This is a genomic window from Photorhabdus noenieputensis (assembly GCF_018448935.1).
Lineage (GTDB): Bacteria > Pseudomonadota > Gammaproteobacteria > Enterobacterales > Enterobacteriaceae > Photorhabdus > Photorhabdus noenieputensis.
The window spans coordinates 92,485-117,108 of sequence record NZ_RCWC01000013.1 but is presented as its reverse complement, the minus strand read 5'-3'; the positions used below and the strand labels follow the sequence as shown (position 1 = coordinate 117,108).

7 protein-coding genes are annotated in these 24,624 nt (G+C 42.5%); 1 reads left to right on the top strand and 6 read right to left on the bottom strand.

The window, feature by feature from the left end:
* Window positions 1-48: 48 nt before the first annotated feature.
* Entirely contained in the window at window positions 49-7,605 is a 7,557-nt protein-coding gene (locus EAE91_RS11195) for a Tc toxin subunit A-related protein (RefSeq protein WP_214088569.1), read from the bottom strand.
* Between the two features lie 661 nt (window positions 7,606-8,266).
* Between EAE91_RS11195 and EAE91_RS11190 the strand changes: the two genes are divergently transcribed.
* Entirely contained in the window at window positions 8,267-9,211 is a 945-nt protein-coding gene (locus EAE91_RS11190; RefSeq protein ID WP_312149040.1) for a LysR family transcriptional regulator, read from the top strand.
* Window positions 9,212-9,654: 443 nt separating this feature from the next.
* Here EAE91_RS11190 and EAE91_RS11185 read toward each other — a convergent pair whose 3' ends face one another.
* The 5 genes from EAE91_RS11185 to EAE91_RS11165 all read right to left on the bottom strand — a co-directional run bounded on the left by EAE91_RS11185 (window position 9,655) and on the right by EAE91_RS11165 (window position 24,165).
* A complete protein-coding gene (locus EAE91_RS11185; protein ID WP_214088567.1) occupies window positions 9,655-12,156 on the bottom strand; it encodes a T6SS phospholipase effector Tle1-like catalytic domain-containing protein in 2,502 nt (833 codons plus the stop codon).
* On the bottom strand, window positions 12,144-12,656 hold the full coding sequence (gene tli1a / locus EAE91_RS11180) for a Tli1a family immunity protein (protein WP_214088566.1): 513 nt from the start codon (window positions 12,654-12,656) through the stop codon (window positions 12,144-12,146). The genes EAE91_RS11185 and tli1a (EAE91_RS11180) overlap by 13 nt, the downstream gene beginning before the upstream one ends.
* A 51-nt stretch (window positions 12,657-12,707) precedes the next feature.
* On the bottom strand, window positions 12,708-13,220 hold the full coding sequence (gene tli1a / locus EAE91_RS11175; RefSeq protein WP_214088565.1) for a Tli1a family immunity protein: 513 nt from the start codon (window positions 13,218-13,220) through the stop codon (window positions 12,708-12,710).
* A gap of 806 nt (window positions 13,221-14,026) precedes the next feature.
* Window positions 14,027-16,843, bottom strand: coding sequence for an RHS repeat domain-containing protein (locus EAE91_RS11170; RefSeq protein ID WP_214088564.1), 2,817 nt, complete (start codon window positions 16,841-16,843; stop codon window positions 14,027-14,029).
* 188 nt (window positions 16,844-17,031) lie between these two features.
* The gene (locus EAE91_RS11165; RefSeq protein ID WP_214088563.1) at window positions 17,032-24,165 is read right to left on the bottom strand and encodes a Tc toxin subunit A-related protein; all 7,134 of its coding nucleotides are present in this window, start codon (window positions 24,163-24,165) and stop codon (window positions 17,032-17,034) included.
* Between the last annotated feature and the right edge of the window lie 459 nt (window positions 24,166-24,624).

Sequence of the window (24,624 nt, the reverse complement as noted above, 5' to 3'; positions counted from 1 at the left end):
ACTCCTTACAGGCCCCGGTTCGGAGCCTGTTTTAGTACGTTGGGACGGTTATTTAATGGTGTAGCGAATATGCAAAATAATATCGTTCAGGGTTTTTAGCATAGCGGCTTGTTTACCTTTCTCCGGCATGGATGCATTTGGGAAACTCAATGTCAGCGTGCCTTGATCAATGGCGATGCCTTCGAATGGCAGGAATTTGCCATCATTGAAATCGAGCTGGAATTGGCCGCTGTCATTCATACCGTGAGAAACTGCCAGTGCTTCGCAGCCGTTAGCTAACCCGGTTTTATCGCCGTAAGATAATATTGCCTGTACATCCTGATATGGCCCCAGTAGCGCGGGCAGGGTCACGCTGATCTGTTTGATGCGTCGAATTTTGCCAAGCGATGCCGGGTAATCCTCGCGAATCTTCAAATCAGCTAGTGAAACTGATGCCTGCAAAGAGGTTTTCGTGTCTGTGCCGGTGCCAAATGCCAAATTATTATTACCACTGCCGACACTGCCTGAACCTTTACTCACCAGCTTGTCAATTTCCTGACTCAGGGAGAATGGGCCTTTATCTTGCGGTAACCCAGCATAAACTTCGGCCAGCGACACCGTGCGTTCAACTTCTAATGCGCGTTTATCGCGTTTCAAATGGGCATCTTCCATTTGTGCCAAACTCAGCATCAAGGTTTCACCGGCAAGCAGACCGGCATAGGTTCCTTGCCAGGCTCCCGGTTTTATAAAGTGTGCAGAGTCATCACTGATCTCCCAACGGTAAGCCTGTTCTGCCATTAGACAACGCGCGATAGCCAAATCGTAGAATTGGAAGTAAATCGCCGCCAATCGGCCACGTAGCCAGTTGTACAACGCCTGATTGCTGAACTTACGTTGCAGGAAGGCCAATTGGGATTGAGTCTGTTCTTGTTGAGTTTTTAGACTGGTTTTTTGCAATACAGCGGCTTCACGGCGTACTGCCAACGATTTAAGTTGGGCGTCGAGTTGTTTCAGCTCTGCTTCGGCATTATTACGCTGGATCTCCCACTCTTGACGGCGGCGACGGTAGGTTTCAGATTGGCTAATTTTATCCGCTTCGGTATTCATAACATTAGCGGAGAATTCCATCACATAGCCTGTTGCCTCAGCGATAGCCCCCCAACGGCTACCACCACCGGCGAAGCCGAAGATGTTAGGTACCAGATCAGCCGCCGCGCCAGCCAGACGGGATGCCTGAACTGCCGTAGTAAGCCCGGCTGCGGACGCTCGTAGCGTCATGGCTTGGTTTTCACCAGCGTTGATGTTTTCGTCATACAATTTGCTGTAGCTATCAAAGCGCGATTGGGCTCCCGCTTTGGATTTTTCCAGCACGGTTTTCTCGGCATCCAATTCTTCAATGGTTTTGTCCTGAATACTCAGGTTAGTCAATATCAGCTCTGCGGCCTGATTTTGTAATAACGCATTGAGTGCTTCTGCGTCCTGACGTTCGATAATATTTTGTAGCGTGGAGCCGAACTGGGTGAGCTGGCTAACCATGCCGCGTGCATTTTCCAGCATGTGCGGGAAACGCCACAGGGACATAAAGGACTCCGGCAGTTTGCCTCCAGCTTGAGAAGTAGCGACGGCGGCACTGAGTAACGCTTTCGGGTCCGCCGGTGCGGCATAGATTGGCAGATATAGCGGCTGGCCGTCGATAGAGAGGTTATGACGCAGGTTGTATACTCTCTGAGCTAATGTCTGCCAGTAATTCATCATCACTTCATTGATTTGCGGCAGGAAGAGATCGGTCAAGGTATTGGCGCTGCGCAATGCTAAAGGTTCCGGTGTACTCTGCCGCAGAGCGACTATTGCGCTGGCGTGAGCATTTTGGGTAGTAATATCCGCGGCTCTGTCCAGTCGTGGATCATTCCATGTCGTACTCAAGGGCAGGTAAGGTTTGTCGCCTAATAGATGCAGCGCTTGCATATACCACATCTTCGCTTCGTTGAGTGTATCTCGCTCCAGTTGGCGGTAAGCATGGTCGCCGCGTGCTATCAACAGATCAAGGGTGCGCATAAAAGTTGAGACTTTGTAGTGCATCGGATCGTGTTGTGCTACCGCGTCAGGATCGACGGAATCCAAGGGATCACTGTTCCAACTAGTGTCTTCCAGTAACGGGCGGACGTTCCATTGGTAGTTCTGAATCTGGCCGTGAACAATATAACCGGATGGACTCCAGACATATTTCAGCCAGCGGTTGGCTTCATCAAAGTTTTGTTCATGCAACAAACGTTGAGCAACTAGCATCGGGGTATAGTAGAACAGTTCCCAGAAATAAAGGCTGTTAGCGCCGCTGAAATCCATTGGTTCTGTGAAAGTGGGCACGATTCTAGCTGATGCAAGCCCTGGGAAAGTCCCATTCTTATAGGTAGTGTCGAATATAGCGAGTTCATTATTATCCTTTTTAACAAAGCGAATAGCATTTGTTTCTTGTTTTTGATAAACCGCATAGACATAGAGATTATCTTTGTTTCCATGAGCATCATCAAAACGGGATAAGAATAATTGTATTTTTGTTGGCGCTATATCGCTTAACGTCCCTTGATAAATAGGGAACTTATCACCCGATTTAAAAATATCATAATACATAATTGTAAAGGATTTATCAGTGCCGTGGATTTCTGGATTATATTTATCCATAACTAATTCCACGTAGGCCCCCATTCCCATCATAGGTTCTTGGATATTTTGGGTTTCCATGCTGAGAATCGTATCAATTCCGGTGGTGGCACGTGTAACCAACTGGCGGGCAAATAGGGTATTCAGGCGAGTACGATAGGCTTGCCATTGCATATATTGCGCACCATTTTCATTATGGTGCAAGGTCAGGGCATTATCGGTACTCACTTTGCGAGTAACAGGAATACTGAAACTTTCATAACCCAATTTGCGTCCATCCTCCGCAAATGCGGTAAAGGTGATATCAATACTGGCTGAATTATTAATAAAGTTCAGACCAGAACCGTCTATTTCGAGGGCATTAAATTGATAATACATTTCATCAAAATTAGGTGATGGCTGAATGGAGACATCTTTATCCGCGGTAAAAGTTTTTTCCTTGCTACCCGCTTTTACTGCTATCTGAATTTTTGCCGGGGAAATTGCAGTGTTGATTTCTACTGCGTTATAGACATCAGTAGCAATAATACGGAGTCCATTATTTGTGTCCTCCATATAGAGATATTGTTTAAATAAAGACTCTTGATTGGAAGTATCTATAATATAGCCATTATTACTATTGGTAATTTCTGAATATAGGCTTTGTCCCCAATTAGGAAGAAAGACACTTACTTTACCAATTTGGTTATCCCGATAAAACAGTAATCTGCCTTGACTATTATTAGTGGTGTTTCCACTATATTGATAAACCGGGTATATTAACTTTTTATTTGATGTCCAATCTGTGTTGACACTTAGATTGGTATAGATAATGAATTTATCACCCAATTTGCCATATTTTTTTATCAGGTTGCACTGATTACGAGTTCGCTCATCAGCTCCTTCATAGGTAATTCTTAACTTAGGTGAAATATGGATTTTTAAATCACTTGATGAGGCTTGATAACGGATAATTGGAATATCTCCGCCATGCACCATACTGAGGTTATATTCTCCTCTGCCATAACTGTTATTGCTATTTACCGATGAAGGGATTTCATAATTCTCTGCATAGCGGTTATTTACTCTTCTGACACTATTGGTATCAAATTGTTGATAGCTATTATCCCGATAAACATTGCTCTGTTCTGGGGTCATATCTTTGGATATCATATCGGCAAAGATATATAGCCCTTGCATTGCAGCGGTTTTATAACTATCGAGTGTATCTTGTTGGTTATAAAACATCACCAGCAACGTATCTTCACCCTGATAACCGGCACAATAGAGTCCGGGCGCTTTATTTTTTGCCAGTTTTAGCTTGGATATTTTTTCATTGACATCAAAGGTGATTGGCGTATTCCAGGTACCGTCATAGCGGATATGCGCCAATTTCAGTTCATAACGGTAATCCGTCGTGGTTTGATAGCCATCTTTGCTATTTCCTGTCTGTTTGGTGATCTCCTTTTGTTCCAACCAGAGCAGATACAGACGGGATTTATATATCACAGGACGGATAGTGCTTTGGTAAGGATTAATTGGACAATCGATTTTATACCATTCACTCCAGGCATTAGCGGCGAATTTACCGTCGCTGAATTTACTGTGATCGACACTACGCCAATAATATTCACCGGCATCAGTTTCATTAAGCCCGATAAAATAGGTCAGCCCTTGATCGTTATTAATATTATCGTGATATGCGCTAACAACTTTGAGATTAGCTACCTGTTCAAACGATGTTAGGTAAGACATAAAGGCGTCTTCGACCATATCGGCGTTTAATTGGCTTTGGCTGACGGATTGCAGTAATGCGTCCATCATTTTGGTTTGTCCGATGCGCATGGTCGGATCAATATAGTTTTCCGGGTAGTAAACTAATTGAGAAACACCTGCCCAAGTGCTGTAGCGTTTATTATATTTGTCCCAGTCGATAAAAAATTGGCGGCTGATAACTCCTGAATCGGCATTTTCTTCTACATTTTCCAACGCCCGATTGACGTACAGTTGAATGCTAGCAATGGCTTCGGCGATTCGGGTGGTTTTGATTGCAGCGGAAACCTGATTATCAATCAGTAAATACTGATACAGGTCATCACGGCTTTTAATAGCTGCCGCTGGCTTGGCGACTTGACGGATATAGTAGGTGCTTAATGCGGCACTGCGGGATTCATCCAGAAAAGCGTGTAATGTATTGGCCTGTTGTGAATTCAATCCGGCAGTTAACACGCCTGCCGCGTTTTCCCACTGGGCATAGGTCGGTGTCTTTTTCATTGATTGAATATAATCCAGCCCGACCAAAGCGGAAACGCCCTGTGGGGCGACATTCAATTGCTGTGCGACATTAACCCATTGCAGGATAGTATCGATAGATGTCCAACAGGAGAACGAATTTTCTTGTGTTACTGGGGGAAGATGTTGATGATTTTGTGCTTGAATACTGGCTTGCAACAGCAAATTAGCATCAAGATTCATGGCGTCAGCCAGTTGTTCTGCCGTTAACGTGTTAGCTTCAAACGCCGCTAACACCGAGGAGGCTTTTTCGCCTAGTGTGTTCACCCAATCTGCAAAACGCGCCAGCATAATCAGTGAAAGGGCATCATGCGCAGGCGTTGCTCCAGTTGAAGCGCCAAACATTTCTGGTTTTGTCACAAACAGGCGGAAAGCGTTTTCGTTAATGCCGGTGGAGTGGTAAACCATTTCCAATTGTGCCAGGGCCTGACAATACTGAACGATATGTTCCTGTATTTCTGCTGCTTCCGATGAATCCGGCGTATACTGAGTATTCAACCAGTCCCAGAATTTTTCTGCTGTCATTGCGCCATCGCCGGGCTTTAACTTGTCTGCCCAAAGCAACACTGAATGAGCGACATTTTCCGATGATAATTGCAAGGTAGCCGCTATATAGGGTGCCATAACATGTAGTAAATCTGCTTTGTCTTTATCAAAACCTTGTAAACCGTGGTAAACGGTATCCAGCAGATTCTTAATTTCAGGCGTTAGCGTTTTGTTATAGCTGGTGGAGGTCATAATAAATAACTGGAACACGCTCCACTTCTGTGTATGTAACCAGCCAGTAATGGTATTGAGTTTTCTGATCAGAGTAGCTAATTGCTTATCACTGATAGCGGATAAATTAGTTTCTCCTTCACCCACAGCAACCAGCAATAAATCCAATTCATCAATGGTTAATTGATGGATTTCTGCCAGTAATTTCCCAATATATAAATTGGAAAGATTCCTTAGGCTATTTTTAATCTTTCCATCTTTATTATTATGGTCGGTAATTTTAAGCAGGCGGTAGAGTGAGACATCATCGATATTAAATGCACGCTTAAGTATGGTCTTACGCCAATCACCGGTGCTACCTGGATTTAAATCAATCTCTTCATCTCCGGTAGAAAAATATTGGCCGTGCAGTAATGGCGTATTAAACAGGCGATCAAATTGGCTGGGTTGATTATCATATGAGCGTTGTGAAATAGGCCCATTGCAGAGTATTAGGGCAGTTTCAGCATTAATAGCATAACGCTGCATATAGTATTTAGTCAGAAAAACTTCACCTAATACTTCTGCGTTGATATCCAGTTGCTGATTAACACTGCGCACAATGCCTTCCAGAATCGTGGGTGACAATTCTGTTGCCCGGGATAGACGAATCGCTTTATTGAGTTTTAGCAGAAAAGAGTATTGGTTATACTCTTCAACGGTAAATTTTGCGGCAGCATAGGCCCAAGAACTGGAAGGATATACTCGTGTTAAGCCGATTTCAAAAGGCTGACTAATATCAGTGGTACTTAATGTGATATTTGCGGAATATTCTATGTTGACCTGAGGAGCGTCTTCAGTTCGAACAAGTTCTCTTTTATCATTTAGCTTGATGGATAAATAGGAGACATCCCGAGAATCTTTGAATTTATAATCTAACCGATAATTTTCACCACCGAAGGGAAACAGCTCCACGTCCACTTGATAGGCATTGGTTGTATATTCGCGGGTAATCCGATATACCTTGACCGTGCCATCACTGCTATTGACTACCGGAGTAATAAGTTGGTTATTACTATATTCCTGTTGACCAAAATTGCTGGCTTTACCAATAAACTGGCTCAGTTCTTCATCACTTAAATTGTAATAACGTTTAAGGTATTCCGGCATAGCCAGTGAGGCCGGTTCGATATTACCAAAATTTTTCTTATAAAGTTCCTCAGCATTACCTTCGGTAATCTCCTCCGTCAGAATATTAAACAGCTCAGGTGAAATTGAAGCGTTAATACCCAATAGGGAGGCTTGATGCATTAGCCCGGCAATTGCCGGTGATGCATTGAGTTGCTCAAGCCCAGGATCTTGTAGCTGGATAACTTCACGTACATTTTCATAAGCATCATGATAAGGCGTCGCGCCGGAAGGACGGAAAGTGGAGAGCACTTCCATCACTTTAGTATAATTATCCAGTTTAGACTCAGTTTTAATACTTTCCAATAATAGCTCGTTGGACAAAGAGAGGGTGGATAATTCTGTATCCATATTTTGTTGACTGAGCGCCATTGATTTGAGATCTGGGCGGCGGGTATCCAGACAATAAACGGAGTCGTTGGCGTGTAAATTGCGTGCTTCACGATAAAGCTCAGTCAAATAAGCGGCGGGGGAGAACATGGAAGAAACGGTACCCGGTGCAACATATTGACTGGCTCTGCCGCTAAATTGGCTGTTATAGCCTATCAGTTCGGCATTAGGGGCGATGATAGCAAGGTGCACCGCATTTTGTAATTGAGGATTAGCGCGTTTGAGAATACGCGCTTCATATAGCCGATTATCTTTTTGGACCCGTTGTGCATCATGATATAAGTCGTGTGCTTCGGACCAAGAGAGATGAGCAGATACTTGCTGGTGAAATTCGTTAAAAGAGCCGTGGCTAATATCTGTCAGACAGTGAAAACCACACTGGCTTTTTAATGCATCAGGTATCTCTTTTACAAGCGAATTCATATTTATTCCTTTTAAAATCATAAAGTAAATGAAATATCCGTATTGTCTTTACATCATGAATCAATCAAAGAATGATTCCGTTCCATCGGAAGAAGAGATGATTAAGTACAGGTTTTGAGAAATAGCTGAGATATGCATAGAAATAGTTTGCGCGTAAAGAACAGACATATCTCTCTCGGAGAGTCACTATCTCACTGTTTTCTTTAAATAGCTGTTGCAAAAAAAGCAGATGCAAAATTTGCAACTGACTTTTTAATCAGGGTTGAGGAGAAATGACACTTTGTTGTTCGCATAATGAACTGTGCGAGAGGAGGGGAGTTCAGTGATGGTGAAAATAGATTGTATAATTTATTTGATGTTAAATTTGTGATTATTTTATATTGAACATCATGAGTATTTTCTCAACTGATTGAAATATTTAATTAAATTGTCAATATTGCCTATTTTTTCTTAATAATAACATGTGATATTTATTTAGAATTATTATTGTGATGTGAGGGTGAATTACGTTTATTTTGCAACAATAATAAAAAATGTTTGATAACTGCTAAGAATAAAGATGATAAAACTCAATCTCAGTTAATGCATATTTCAATGTTAAATAATGCAAAGAAGAAAAGTTGCTGTAATGTTTCATTGTTAATATTCCATTCTATTTAGGATGGAACAATTAATTAGAATAGAAGGATATATGATGCTATTTTGTTCAAAGCACTTGAAGTATTTTATGGAATCGGCGAAAAAAGAGTCATTCACTTTAGCAGCGGATACGCTTTGTATTACTCCCTCTCCCTTAAGTAGGATCATATATCAACTGGAACAACGTGTAGGTTGCCAATTATTTGAAAGATTACCGGGAAGGACCAAATTGACTGAGGAAGGGATGGCTTTATATCAAGAGCTATTGCCGTGTTATGAGAGAATTCAACGAGTTGAGGATAATTGGCATTATCGTAGAAGTGAGAAATTAACAAACTCAGGAAAACTGGTTATTGGGACCAGTGGAGAATATATTAATAAAATCCCGGCAGTGATAAAAAGGGCGGTACAACGTTATCATTATCGTGATATTTACATAAAAAATAATTTCATGATTGATGATTCGGCAAGAAAAGAGACAATATTTTCTTCATTAATGAAAGAAGAGATAACTGTCTATGTGACGACTGAACACTATCCTGACAACGATGATATTATCAGAATAGACGGAACTTATCAGATTTTGCGCCTTGCTATCGCGAATGATATTTTAGCAGCGGAAAGTAACGCGGATGATATTATATACACATTACCTTTGGCTCAACATAATAGTGCTTTCTTTAAACAGTGTGACAGTTTTATTTCGCTGAATTATCTGCCTGAGCATCGAAATTTAACTTTGTTAACTGTGCCTGATTTTACTCATCGGTTGGATTTAGTGAAATCAGGTGTCGCGATAAGCTTAATGACACCGAATGAAGTGCTCTGTTCTGCTGATCTTCATAAAGGCATTACCTTTTTGAATTTTAAATCGTATCCAACGCCATCAGTGAGGTATTGTGCTTATACTCTCAGACATAAATATAAAGAGCCATTGAATTTACTTATTTCTGATTTAATTGTTTAAAGGTTATCTTGAATTGCTTTAATCCACCTCGTTATTCAATTTATGATGACTAAATAACTTTGCAAAATTATCTAATGATCGTAGGGATCATTAGATAATTGGTAACTAAAATGTGAATAGACAAGCAACCTCCCTTTACTTATCAGATCTAGAATTTGGCAGACAGTAATTATCTCAATACATCCGGTGAGAAAAGTTTGTAAACTCAGGGGGATGTCAGCCTTATATTTAGGTGTCTTTGATTCCTGTTCTCTCAACAAGTCTGCATATTGGCTAATATTTCAGTTTTCATTTAATTTTCCTTCTTAGGTTAAAACGGGATAATAATGGGCAGGAAAATATCACTGCCACAGGACATAAATTGCTACGATAGAGAATAAAATGAGTAAGGTATTTCTTATTCAATCTCACGCTATATCAACACCATTGACGGATTACGTTTTTCATTTCTTAGGCTCCTTGAACGGAGTCGGTTCCAGAATTTTTCCCGCCCAACGCGCTTTGAGATCATCTTTGGTCATTTGCAACCGCCGTTCTTTGAGAAATTCCCTCTGCTGACGGGTCACTTCGCCCACGTTATGGGTGAACGCTTTTCTATACTCCGGTCCTGCTAACAGGGGGATCAGCTCGCCGGAAGTTAAATATTGCGCGGTCACTTCCCGCTCAGCGGCAATGCTCTTGGACACTTTGCCGACAACCTCCACCACCGTGTTTGCGACTTTTTTCTGTTTAAAGGAAAACAGTACACTGCTTTTCGATGGCGATACGATCCCCGCCACAGTGCCAGCCACCGACAGGAGTGACAGCGGTCTGCTGCAAATTGTACCGAAGTAAATGACTCGGTAGCGGAAATAGCCTCCCCACGGTTCACGTGAACCGAATGTCGAGTACATAAACCAAGCACGGGAATCGTGAACCTGATTGTCATACAAGGCGACCAACAATGACTCGGGTGATTCCTGTTGTCCGGGTTTTGCCGCCGGAACAGGTCGAAAAAGCTGTTTGACCAACCACTCTCCCGCCGCTTTCATTTGCAGATACTCCAGGAGGTCATTATGATCATCCAACATGTAAATTACGTGACGTGGCACAGTATCGACAAGAAACTCCCACTCACTGTGTTGTTCCCGCTGGTCACCGTGGTAATCATTGCGAAATTCCGCTGCCGCTTCCCGCAACTGGTTCTGGGCGGTTTCCGGGTCAAAATCCGGCACTCCCGGTGCCAACACCGGGGGCGTTTTCTCCCCCTTGATAATGTATTCATTCCATTGGGCTTTGCGTTTTTTTAACACCGCCTGCTGCTTTTCTTCCCGCGCCTGCTTACTTTGCTCATAGTGGGCTTTTTTCGCATCACGGTTGGGGGCCTCATGAAAAAACGGTGCACCGAGCAGCATGCCGTTGGCGTAGCGATTGATACGCCAGGCTGTCAGCCAGTCCATCTGGTTTTTCATCGCCTGTTCCAACGCCACAGAGGCCCGCACCGGTTCAAAGCTGGCCGCTTCTTCATCCGACAGGGGTTGTTGAGGCATCTCCAAACCCAAAGTCACTTGACGCCAGGCGTTGAAGCGGTTGACTAAATCCGAGGCAACTTCGAATTCATCTAAGACATCTGGATGCAAAGAGCGCCAGATGTCTTTTTTCAAATCTTTCGGAAGAGATGCCTCATCGACTTTCAGTGGTGCTCCTATCTCAAATGCCGCCGCATACATTTCATGCAGAGCAATCTGTGATAACAACAAACCATCGGTTTCACCTATCGCCTTACCCTGCTCTCCCGGTGGATAACCGCCGCCTAAATCAGAATGCACGCCGGGATAAATCACCTCGGTACTGCCTGCCGGGTAAGTGCCGTCGGAACGGCGAATAGAATCCATCGGGAAACTCAGCCGCTGTTCATGGGTCGAGACTAAATGCACACAGCGTTTCACCAGCCCACCATAAGTCGCCTCCGACGGCAGCTCCTGCGTACCGTCTGCCCAGTCCATATGCCCTTCAACGATGGGCACCACATGGCTCATCCCGACCGACGCCACGGTATCAAATAACCCAAGAAACTCCACACTGATGGGCAGGTTACAATCCGGGTCGGTTTCATTTTTCGCTTGCAGACACTGAGACGGTTTTTGGTTATCCCCTGTAGGTGGTGGCAACAGTTCGGCCAGCCAGTTGACAAAGGTCCGCGCCTCGGCTGCTCCACGGGAGAAGCCATATACATATAACTTCATCCCCAACAGCTTGGATTTACTCCGCCCCAATTGGCCGCGGGCTGTTTTTAATTCACGTTTCAAGCGGGCAAACTGCTTATAAAACTCGCCATAACGGTTATGCACACCACTCATGCTCTGTGTGAGCCATGTCGTACTCATCGCCTCAAGTGACTTTCGGCAAGCATCATCATCGATTTTATCGTTTACTAATACCCGTTTTAACACATCAATCAACCGCAACAACGCCCAGTTAATCCGATCCTCACCCCGGTTAGCAAAAGCCAGCCCCGACGTGCTGTAATCCAGGTCATCAATTTCCGGAAAAGGGGTACCTACGCCGGGAATATAATATTTAAAGTACTTGCCGCCGGTACTTTCGACATCATCCAGCAAGGGCTTACCCGACGCGCCACCGGCATAACCCGCCCCAATGGTCGCCTGAAAAAGGCGGACAACATTGGTCGGATGGTTAGGAACCGCCTGATAAAGGTCGTTATACAAATTATTGCCGGTTCCATCGAAAAACAGGCTGACATGTAAGGTCTTACAGCAGGGCTGTTCCACCCGACGATTCGCAGCCAGACAGAGTTCCTGATGATAAGCCTTTTCATCGCTGACCTGACGGAGACAATTTTGCCTGACCAGATAACGCTGAGTAGGCAGCCGCCCCTGAGCTGGAAAGGCCGCAGGCAACCAGACGTTATCTTTCTGGGTCATTTCATATGTTATTTCGGACATACTTTTGGCTCCGTCATTTTCAAAGGTTCTTTAATCGGGTAGTTAGGACTACCGTAGGTGTTACAGGAAGTGGTGACTTTGACCTGATCACAGGGTAAGAAATGCACTGTAATACCGCAGGTACGCTGCCCGGTGTAATCGGGTATTGGTACTACTTTGCTATGCTGGCGTGTATAAGCATCCATCTTTTTTACCCATGCCAAATATTTTTCGTAATCTGCATATCCAGGAAAACCCTTCATGCTCGCCTCTCCTGTCTCCCAATTCACCTTAACCGTCATCCCGGGTTCCCACTTCTCCGGGGCCCGATAGCAGCAACCGCCACCACCACCCTGATATGGGCCGATAATATCGATACCCGGTGTATCATCCACACTGAACCGGTTAATCGCCCATTTGGTATGATTAATCGCTTCAATGATTCCCGCCTGTGCCTGAAATTGGCTACAGGCAACCAGCAGCAGAGATAAAACCGCCAGTCTCAGTTGTTGTTCTTTCATCTTCTACTCCTTCACATTAGTGACAATCTGGACTTAAGGTGCCTGTATGCATTACTTCGGACATACTTTTGGCTCCTTCATTTCTAATGGCTCTTTAATTGGGTAGTTAGGACTACCATAGGTGTTACACGAGGTGGTGACTTTGACCTGATCACAGGGTAAGAAATGCACCGTAATACCGCAGGTGCGCTGCCCGGTATAATCGGGTACTGGCACGAGCTTGCTATGCTGGCGCTTTTGAGCATTGATTTTTTTCCTCCATACCAAATATTCATCCCATTTATCGAAACCAGGAAAACCTTCTGTGGTCCCCACCCCGGTTTCCCAATCTACCTTGACTGTCATCCCGGGTTCCCACTTCTCTGGGGCCCGATAGCAGCAACCGCCACCACCGCCCTGATATGGGCCGATACTGTCGATACCCGGTTCACCATCCACACTGAACCGGTTAATCGCCCATTTGGTATGATTAATCGCTTCAATGATTCCCGCCTGTGCCGGAAATTGGCTACAGGCGACCAGCAGCAGGCATAAAACCGCCAGCCTCAGTTGTTGTTTTTTCATCTTTAAATACCTACTCCTATTTACTCAATGGTGTCTCCAATACTGGTGACGTTATTAATAATTTCTACGGTCGTTGGCAAAACAACACAAAACTAATAAAAGTTCGGCATGTCATTATCGTCATAGCGGGAAATAACCTTGCAGGTATTTCTCGACCGGCAGTTAACCGGATAGAAGATATTTACATAGGCCACCCATATTTTCGCAATACATCATGCATAAACAGGGTGAGCGATTTCTGAATTTTCCTATCTTCTCGGCGGGTGCTTATAAAAATCAACTCTTTTTTTCAAAAAAATACGATTTTTAATGCACATCCCTTTTCACTACCGATATAACAGCATGTTGAGCAAAATAATTTAAACTTCATGACAATAACATGACATTTATTGACAAAAGTAAACTGGCATTAATTGCCATAAAATGAAGATAACCTGAATACGCGTTATAATCAGTCTTCCATGAGAACAATTATTATTCTTAATTTATTCAATAGATTATCTCCATTTTAATCTTATTACTCTTTTTTAAATCTCATTCACCCCATCACTATAAAAAGAATGATTCTCATTCCTATCATGCGCAACTGAAAAAAGTATCATCAGGTTTTTCACCCATATGACCAAACATTTTCATCGGAATATCTGTGGTGATATCTATACCCGTCATCTTTCAAGTTGCCTCTTTGTTGGCCGCACTCACTCACCCCGGTCACATAGTTCTCTATGTGACCGGGGATTCACTCCCTTGCCGTTGCGATACATCTTGAAATCTATAGGGTATATATTAATTAATTGCTATTTTGCTTAACTTGTACTGGATGATCTAAAGCTGCCGGTATAAGTATTACGTACACCCCTATGAGTACTCGCTAATGATTTAATATCTTGTAATAATACATAGGTATCTCTACCTTGATGTCTCATTGAAATAACCTCGAATGGCGTTTCTCTCGGGAGCAATATTTCCGCTTGTCCAGCTTGCGGTCCACTGGCTCTTAGTTTCAATTTATCAATAACGCTTTTTCTCGAATAGTTTAAATCCATTTTAAATACTTGCTCCTCGCTAGCATTATTATACATAGATGCCGCTGAGACATTGACGCCTGTATTAGTTAAAAATGCCATTTTGACATATCGAGTTTCACTGGTTTCTTTTTTATGCACAAAACTCAGAAAACCACGGTGGGCTGATGTTGATGAATAAGCGTTATCTGAAACGATATCACCAACATTGATACTATTTCCTTCCTGTGGGGAGTGCCAAGGTGATGGTGTGGAATTATCTACATAGGTCATCACCCGATAAGTTACCCGCATTTGTCTATCTTGTAGGGAAGATAATGTGGAATCTAAACTTTCCACTGCTGGCGTAATACGGTTTTCCCTTATCGCGGCATTAATTTGCGAGCTATCTGTGGTGTAGTTTTTAATTGGGCTAATATCTACACCGGGATTGCTAGTTAATAATTGATGGGCTTCTTTCTCTGTTTGGTCAGCGATGGCTCTTTGACGTTTGAAAGTTTGAGGTTTCGCCATTTTTTTATAAACGGCTTCTTCCATTCCTGTAAATGAGCCCTGTTTTATTATCGCTTCTTCTGTTCTGTTGGCCGGAGATAATCCCTGAACATCAAATTGCGTCACCGGGTTATTTCTCACCATGCGATATAAATTCAGCCCATCAATGGTTCCTGCCGGGTCTGCACTTAACCATCTGCCCGCCCACGGTTGGTAATAACGGTAGCCATAATAATACAGCCCGGTAGCATCCCGTTCTTTACCTGAATAACGAATGGTTTTATAGCTGGCTTCGGTTTGATTCCTTGCCGCCCACAGTGCTGTACCGCCAAATGGATAATATTCTTCCTCACTGATAATTTGTCCTTCGCTATCTAATTCAAGTTGGCTGGAGCCGATAAGATTATCGTAGCTGTAACGAAGTTGATTGTTGTTGATATCTTCTGGCTTACCGCTCTCCCAATGCAATGCTCGAACTTGCGCGCGACCGGCTTTACCGAGTGTGATAACTTGCAAATATTCCGTGGTAGTACTGCCATGTTGTGTTGTGCGTAGTTCCAGCCCTGGCAGATAAGTGACTCTTTGCTGCTGTGGGATATTCTGAGTTTGTTGTTCATTCACTTTTAGCTGTCGTATGCCGTTACTATCATAGCGATACCACTCATTTCCTGCGCTACTGTTGGTTTGTTTCAATTCACCTCGTGGCGTCCAGGCGAGAACTTGACCGGATAACAAGCTGGTTTGATGGCCTCCCGCATCAAATAAGGCATCAACTTGGGTTGGATCTTCGGTCAGTGTGCTGAGTACCGCACGGTTGCTGAGATTTGAAACCGTTATGTTCGTCGTGTAGTTATTTTGCGTAGCAGGTGAACTATGCTGAATTTTCATCAGGTTGCCGCCACGGTCATAAGTATAGGTACGGGTATAGTTAGTGTAGGTGCTGTTATCAGAAGATAGCGCAGGGGAGGGAAGTTGGTGATTTTGCTGACCAATATTGGCCATTTCACGCCCGGTAGCACTGATAAGTTGATACAGGGAATCGTAGGTATAGCTATTCTCCGGGACCACTTTCTGATTGCGCCAGAAGCGGGTGGCTTCCGCATCGTTACGTATATTGATCACATTGCCTACCGGGTCATATTGATAGCGTAGGTCTTGCAACACTTTGGCGTCTGATGGACGGCGAGTGGTAATGCCGATAAGCCGCTGAGTTTCCGGTTCATAGCTGTATTCAGTGATAATGCCGTTACCGTGCTCTTCGCGTAATTTTTGTCCGGCGGCGGAGTAGGTCAGCGATTTGATGATCACTTGTTCCGCCTGACCTTTGAGTGTTAACCAACTGCTTTTTAGCTGCCCGGCCACATCATAGGCTTGCCGCTGAATGTTGCCTTTGGCATCGATCTGGGTAAGTAAAGCTCCGGTGGCATCGGTTCTATGTTGGGTCGTATAGACATCACTGCTCAGTTTTTGTTGCCAGAGGCTCTGGTCCTCACCTGTCCAGTCGGCATCTTGGTTATCAATAAGTAGTTGTTGAGATTGTGATAAAACAGCGCCGGTCAGGGCAAGGCTGTTGAGTTGAGTGAGTCCTGCGGTATCGTAATGGCGGACACACTGACCAGCAAGGTTGTACTCTTTTTCTTGCGGCGTATTACCGGCCCAGATAAGACGCTCGGTCGTTTTCTCTTCTGCCTGTGTCTGTTCGGTGATGGCGAGCAGGCGACCGGGCAGGGTGTTATCTTCGTAGCGATGGTTTTGGCGGACACCGGTGGCATTGATGGTCAATACCGGGCGACCTTCAATATCGTTGAGGGTAATAGTCCGGCCTGCATCGGTGCTCTCTGTTTGCAGAATATTGCCGGTCAGATTGTGTTGCCAGATAAAATTTGGTTTCACCGTATTGTCAGTTTGCTTGGCGTCATACAGGCGAGGATCAATGCTTTGGTTTAAATATCCTCCGGCATTATATTGATGGCGAGTAATACGGGTATCGGTATTTGCTTCTGTGGTAGCGCGGTGAAAACTAATATTACGGATAGCCAGCCCACGATTATCGTGGACACTGACGGTAGGCGTATGGTGATAAAGTTTAGGGTCAATGTTTTTCATCATTTACTTCCTTTGTTGTGTTGGATAATTTCTGCAATCGTTTTTTGTCTGCGTTACCGTGAATTAATGTTAAATTCACTCCTTCCACATAATAAGGATAATTTTTCTATTAAGGTAATTGAAATAACAGTGGTACGTAAGATGATTTTTAATAATAGGCCCTGATTAGGGCCTGTGGCAGGTGATGGTTATTGGAGAATAGTGTAACGAATATGCAGAATAATATCGGTCAGCATCTGTAATATGTTTTTTTGTTTACTGGTGGCATTGGGGAAACTTAGCGTTAATGTCCCCTTGTCATTAATATCTATTCCTTCAAACGGCAGGAATTTGCCATCGTTGAAATCGAGTTGGAATTGACCGTTGTCATTCAGGCCGTGAGAGACCGCCAAGGCTTTACAACCTTTAGCTAAGCTGGTGGTGTCGCCACTATAAGACAGGACAGCTTGCACGTCTTGATATGGCCCCAATAGTGCCGGTAAGGAGACGCTAATTTGTTTGATGCGGCGTGTTTCACCTAATTGCATGTGAGCCGGGTAGTCATCTTTGAGTTTCAGGTCTTGCAGAGTTAGCGTCGCAGATAGCGTATTATTGTTGGTTAATTTCAATTGATTGCCGTCGTTACCGGTGGAAGTCTCTTCACCTCCTTGTAGTAATGCTTCAATCTTATCTTTTAATGCAAAGCTTTTTTCCTCTAAGGATTGGTACACCTGCGCCAGGGAGATCGTGCGTTCCACTTCCAGCGCGCGTTGCTCTTGTTTCAGGTGCGCATCTTCCATTTGTGCCAGATTCAGCATTAGGGTTTCTCCGGCAAGCAGGCCAGCATAGGTTCCTTGCCAAGCTCCCGGTTTAATAAAGCGTGCAGAGGTATCATTGATTTCCCAACGGTAAGCTTGTTCTGCCATCAGACAACGGGCGACGACTAAATCGTAAAATTGGAAGTAAATGGCAGCTAACCGACCACGTAACCAGTTATACAGCGCTTGATTGCTGAATTTTCGTTGCAGAAAAGCCAGTTGGGCTTGAGTTTGTTCCTGTTGGGTTTTCAGGCTGGTTTTCTGTAATACCGCTGCTTCACGGCGTATCGTTAGCGATTTAAGTTGAGCATCGATTTGTTTTATTTCAGCTTCGGCATTATTACGCTGGATTTCCCACTCTTGGCGGCGACGACGCCATATTTCAGATTGTGAGACTTTCTCCGCTTCAATTAACAAACCTTCTGCGGCGATCCCGCCACCAATAGCAATGGCATTGGCAATCGCCCCAAAGCGCGTTCCCCCGACTGCAAAGCCGTAAATATTGGGCACCATCTCCAGTGCGGCGGCAGCCATGTGCAAACCTTTCAGTCCAGAGGTAATACTTTGGGAAGCTATTCGCATATCCAGAGCTTGACGCTCACCGGCGTTGACATCTTCGTCGTATAATTTGCTGTAGTTATCAAAGCGCGATTTTGCTCCGGCTTTGGATTTTTCCAGTACGGTTTTTTCAGCATCTATTTCTTCAATAGTTTTGTCCTGAATGCTGAGCGTCGTTAATATCAGCTCTTTGGCTTGATTTTGCAATAGAGCGTTTAAAGCCTCAGCGTCTTGGCGTTCAATAATATTTTGCAACGTGGAACCGAACTGCGTGAGTTGAGTAACCATGCTGCGGGCATTTTCTAGCATATGCGGGAAGCGCCACAGAGACATAAATGGCTGTGGGAGAGAGCCTCCGCCTTGAGAAGTGGCGACGGCGGCGCTGAGTAACGCTTTCGGGTCCGCCGGTGTGGCATACATCGGCAGATAGAGCGGTTGACCATCGATAGAGAGATTATGACGCAAGTTATACAGACGCAGTTCCAGTTTGTTCCAGTAGCTCAACATGACGTCGTTGATTTGTGGCAGGAAGAGATCGGTCAGAGTATTAGCGGAGCGCAATAATAGTGCTGGTGTTTGCGTGCCTTGTCGTAGGGTGGTTATTGCGCAGGAATATGCTTTTTGTATGGTTGTGTCTGCGGCATTGCCCAGACGTGGATCATTCCATGTAGAACTCAGTGGTAGATAGGGTTTATCGCCTAACAGGTGCAGTACCTGCATATACCACATTTTGGCTTCGTTCAACGTATCCCGCTCCAGTTGGCGATAGGCGTGATCGCCCCGAGCCATCAGTAGATCGAGAGTGCGCATAAAAGTGGCTACTTTATAGTGCATTGGATCGTGCTGTGCCACCGCGTCAGGATCAACGGAATCCAAAGGATCTCTGTTCCAACAGGTGTTTTCCAGTAACGGGCGCACATTCCAACGATAGTTTTTAATTTGACCACGAATAATATAACCGGATGGACTCCAGACATATTTCAGCCAGCGGTTAGCTTCATCAAAGTCTTGCTCATGTAACAACCGCTGAGCAACCAGCATCGGGGTATAGTAGAACAGTTCCCAGAAATAGAGACTGTTAGCGCCGCTGAAATCCATTGGTTCGCTATTAACATTATTCAGGACATTGACGTTCTCAAAATGGGTCAAAATGGATTTAGGGTTTATTGTTACTATTCCTTTATCATCTCTAACAAAGTGAGGCCCCCACCAGGTACCATCTGATGGCGATTGCTTGAAGGTCATATAGACCTTGGCGTGGAAATCTTGATGCAATGGAACATCATCAAGAGGAATAAATAATGTGGTGCTTACACTTGTATCTTTTAGATGGCCTGAATAGATAATATGTGAATTGTCATCAGCAACATGTTTGATATAAAGCTTAAACCAGCATTCATCACCATGAATTGACGAGTTGTAGGGTGGCATAACAAACGTAGCATAAAAGCCTTTTCCTAACTGTGGCTCTTGAATATTCTGAGTTTCCATACTTAGAATCGTATCAATACCCGTAGTGGCGCGTTCAACTAATTGACGGGCAAATAGGGTATTAAGACGAATGCGATAGGCTCCCCATTGCATATATTGAGCGCCATTCTTGTCATGAAAAAGAGTTAGAGCATTATCGGTTTTAACCTTTTGGGTAACAGGGATATTGAAAATTTCATAACCCAGTTTGCGTCCATCTTCTGCCAATGCGGTAAAGGTGACATCAATATTGGCTGAGTTATTAATAAATTCCAAGTCAGAACCTTTTATTTCGAGAGTATTAAATTGGTAACGCATTTCTTCAAAGCTAGGTGATGGTTGAACGGAGACATTATTATTCGCTGTAAAAAAATATTCTTTGTTGCCTGCTTTGATTGTGATTTGAACCTTTTCAGGAGAGATTGCTGTGTTGATATCGACTGGCCCTATAATATCAGTAGCAATACCACCTTCTTTATCTTCCATGTAAAAGTACTCTTTAAATAGACTTTCATTATTAAGCGTATTGATAATATAATCTTGGCTATCATTTGTCGTTTTGGTTATTTCGTCTTTGGTTTTTGGGAACCAGGCTCTTACAGTACCCGATGTATTGTTCCTATAAAACAGCAGGCGTCCTTTGTCATTGTTGCGATATTGATAAATAGGATAGATAAGTTTTTCATTTTTAGAGTGATTCGGGTTTTTCCCGATATGTGTATAAATAATAAATTTATCCCCCAATTTACCATATTTTTTCATCAGGTTGCATTGAATACGCTCTTGCCCTTCTCGCCCATCATGGATTATTCTTAATTTTGGTAGAATATTGATTTTTAAATCACTTGACGCAACTGTGTAATTGATAACTAGACTTCCGCCATATACTTGGCTAAGGTTATATTCCCCCCAATCATGGCTGTTGCTATGATTGATCAATGAAGGGATTTCATAATCCTCTGCATATCGATTATTTATTCTTATGATGTTATTAGTATCAGAATTAGTATCGAAATGTGTATAACCGTTATTCCGATAGGAATTACATTGTTCATTGGTCATATCTTTGGAAGACATATCGGAGAAAATATAAAATCCTTGCATTGGAGCAATTTTATAATCATCCAATTTCTCTTTTTTTCTATAAAACATTACCAACAAGGTGTCTTCTCCTTGATAACTTGTGCAATATAGCCCGGGATCTTGAGATTTTTCCAGTCCTAGTGCTGATATTTTGTCATTCACATCAAAGGTTATTGGTACGTTCCAAGTGCCATCATAACGAATATGTGCTAGTTTTAATTCATAGCAATAGCCAGTAATGACTTTATTATCCTTATCTTGTTTAGCTGTTTCCTTTTGTTCCAACCAAATCAGATATAAGCGGGATTTATAGATAACGGGGCGGATGATGCTTTGGTAGGGATTAATTGCACAGTCAATTTTGTGCCATTCACTCCAGGCATTAGCAGCGAATTTACCGTCGTTGAATTTACTGTGATCGACGCTGCGCCAATAATATTGATTAACTTCTGTCTTACTGTGTCCGATAAAATAGGTCAGACCTTGGGCATTATTAACATTGTCATGATAAGCACTAATGACTTCCAAATTAGCGACTTGTTCAAACGAGGTCAGGTAAGATTTAAATGCATCTTCTACCGTATCGGCATTTAATTGGCTCTGGCTGACGGATTGCAATAACGTATCCATCATTTTCGTTTGTCCGATACGCATTGTCGGGTCGATATAATTTTCGGGATAGTAAACTAATTGTGAAACGCCAGCCCAAGTACTGTAACGTTTATTATATTTATCCCAATCGATAAAAAATTGACGGGTAATAACATCAGAAATGGCATGGGTTTCTATATTTTCCAGCGCTCGGTTGACGTACAATTGAATACTGGCAATGGCTTCGGCAATGCGTGTGGTTTTTATTGTGGCGGAAACTTGATTATCAATCAGTAAATATTGGTACAAATCGTCACGGTTTTCAATTGCTGCTGCCCGGTTAGCAATCTCGCCAATATAATAGTTGCTTAATGCAGTACTGCGAGATTCGTCCAGAAATGCGTGTAGAGTATTAGTTTGTTGAGTGTCTAACCCGGCAGTTAATACCATTGCTGCGTTTTCCCATTGAGAATAGATCGGTGTTTTTTGAGCCGGTTGTATATAATCCAATGCCATCAGAGATGAAATGCCCTGTGGGGAGATATTAAAATTATTTGCTACATTGGTCCATTGCAGAATAATGTCGATGGATTGCCAATTGGAAAATGCATTTTCCTCAGTAACCTGCTTATAATTTTGTGCCTGAATACTGGCTTGTTCTAATAAATTAGCATCAAGGTTCATGGCGTTAGCGAGCTGTTCTGCGGTTAAAGTTTTATTTTCAAAAGCCGTTAGAATAGGAGAAGCTTTTTCACCCAGTGTGTTAACCCAATTAGCAAAGCGGGTTAGGATGATTAATGTTGGTGCATTATGGGCTGGTGTCGCTTTATCAGGTTCATCAGCAATGCCAAAAATAGTTGGTTGTTCTATGAACAGGCGGAAAGCGTTTTCATTAATACCGGAAGAACGGTAAATCATTGTCAATTGTGCCAGACAATGACAGTACTGAATAATTTGTTCCTGCATTGCTGGTAGTTTTGATGATTCTGAAGTGTCCCTATTTTGTAGCCAGTCACAGAATTTTTCTGCTGTTATTTTCTTTTCGCTTGGTTTTATCTTATCAGCCCAGATAAGAATAGAATTGGCAATATTTTCAGACGGTAATTGTAGCGCTGCGGAAATATAAGGCGATATGGTAGCCAAAAGATCTTTTTTATTTTTATCAAAGTCTTGTAAACCGTTGTAAACCGTATCGAGTAAGTTTTGAATTTCAGGCGTTAACGTTTTGTCATAGTTGGTGGTGGTCATCAAAAATAACTGATAGACACTCCACTTTTGTGTATGCAACCAATTACTTAGGGTATCGAGTTTGTTTATGAGTTTCTCCAGCTCTTTATGACTAATTGTATATAAATTTATCTTATCTTCACCGATAGTAATCAGTAATAAATACAGTTCATCAATCGTTAATTGGTGAATATCTGCCAGTAGTTTAGTCATATAGAGATTGGAAAGATTTTTTATATTATTAGCAATTTTTCCATCGGTATTATTATGATTGGCAATACGGATCAGGCGATATAAGGAAATATCATCGACATTAAAAGCACGTTTAAGTATTGCTTTGTGCCAGCTATCGCTGCTATTCAGATTTAAGTCAATATCGGTATTTCCAGTAGCAAAATATTGGCCGTTAAGTAGTGGGGTATTAAATAGGCGATCAAATTGGCTGGGTTGATTACTATAGGAATATTGTGAAATGGAATCATTACATAGTATTAAGGCAGTGTCCGTATCAATATTGTATTTCTGCATATAGTATTTAACTAGAAAGATTTTTCCTAATACTGTTGGATTAATATTCTGTTCTGGAACGATTTCATCTAGTTTTAAAAATGGCAGGTTTACGGTTCGTGATAATAAAATAATTTTATTGATTTTTAGTAAATGTATTTTCTGAGAATTTAGTTCATTGTTTGGGTATTTGTGAATAAATTGGCTTAGCTCTTCGTCACTAAAATTATAATAATTTTTCATATATTTTGGCATTGCCAGCCAGGTAGGGGATATTTCGCCAAAATTCTTTTTATAAATTTCATCTATATTAGTCTTGGTAATCTCTTCTGTCAGGATATTAAATAATTCCGGTGAGATAGAGTTATCAATTCCTAACAGTGAAGCTTGATGCATTAATCCTGCAACAGCGGGTGATTGCTGAAATTGTTCAAGCTTAGGATCTTGTAATTGGATAGCTTTACGCACATTTTCATAAGCATCGTGATAAGGTATCGTGCCGGCAGGACGAAAAGTGGCTAACATTTCCATTACCTGAGTATCGCTGTCCAGATTAGGCTTATTAGCTTTAATTCCTTTCAACAAAATTTCATTGGACAGCGAAAGAGTGGAAAGTTCGGTATCCATATTTTGCTGATTTAGCGCCATTGATTGGAGGTCTGGGCGGCGTTGATCCAGATGATAAACGGAGTCACTGGCATGTAAATTACGTGCTTCACGATAGAGTTCAGTTAAATAAGCGGCGGGGGAGAACATAGAGGAAACCGAACCTGGTGCCACATATTGGCTGGCTCGGCCACCGAATTCATTATTATAGCCTAGCAATTCAGCATGAGGGAGGGTAATACCGAGGTGCACTGCATTTTGCAACTGTGGGTTAGCGCGTTTAAGAATACGCGCTTCATATAATTGATTCTCTTTTTGTTCCTGTTGTGCATCACGATATAAGCGGTTGGTCTCTGACCAAGAGAGATGATCAGAAACTTGCTGCCGGAATTCATTAAAAGAATAATGACAAATATCTGTCAGACAATTAATACCACATTGGCTTTGTAATACATCAGGTATCTCTTTCACGTATGAGTTCATGTTTATTCCTTTTAAATCATAAGGTAAATGAAACATCCGGGTGATCTCTGTATCATCGATACAAATCGATACAATACAGAGAAGAGAGTGATTCCGTTCTATAGGAAATGAGGATCATCACTATGTCACTGTTTTGTTTAAATAGCTGTTGCAAAAAAAGCAGCCGCAAAATTTGCAATTGTTTTTTTGATCAAAGCTGGAGGGAATAAACTGTTATTGTTTATATCATGATTGATGAGCAATGAAAGAATAATGAAATTCAGTTATGATTAGTGTAAATCATATAATTTATTTAATGTTATATTGAAATTCATTTAATGTAAATATTATTGATATTTTTGTAACCAATTGAAATATAAAATATGAATGATAATGAGATATATTCTCTCTCAATGGGAATATGAATTTCCATTAAAATAATTATTCTAAAATAGTGATAAGTTATATTTATTTTATAAT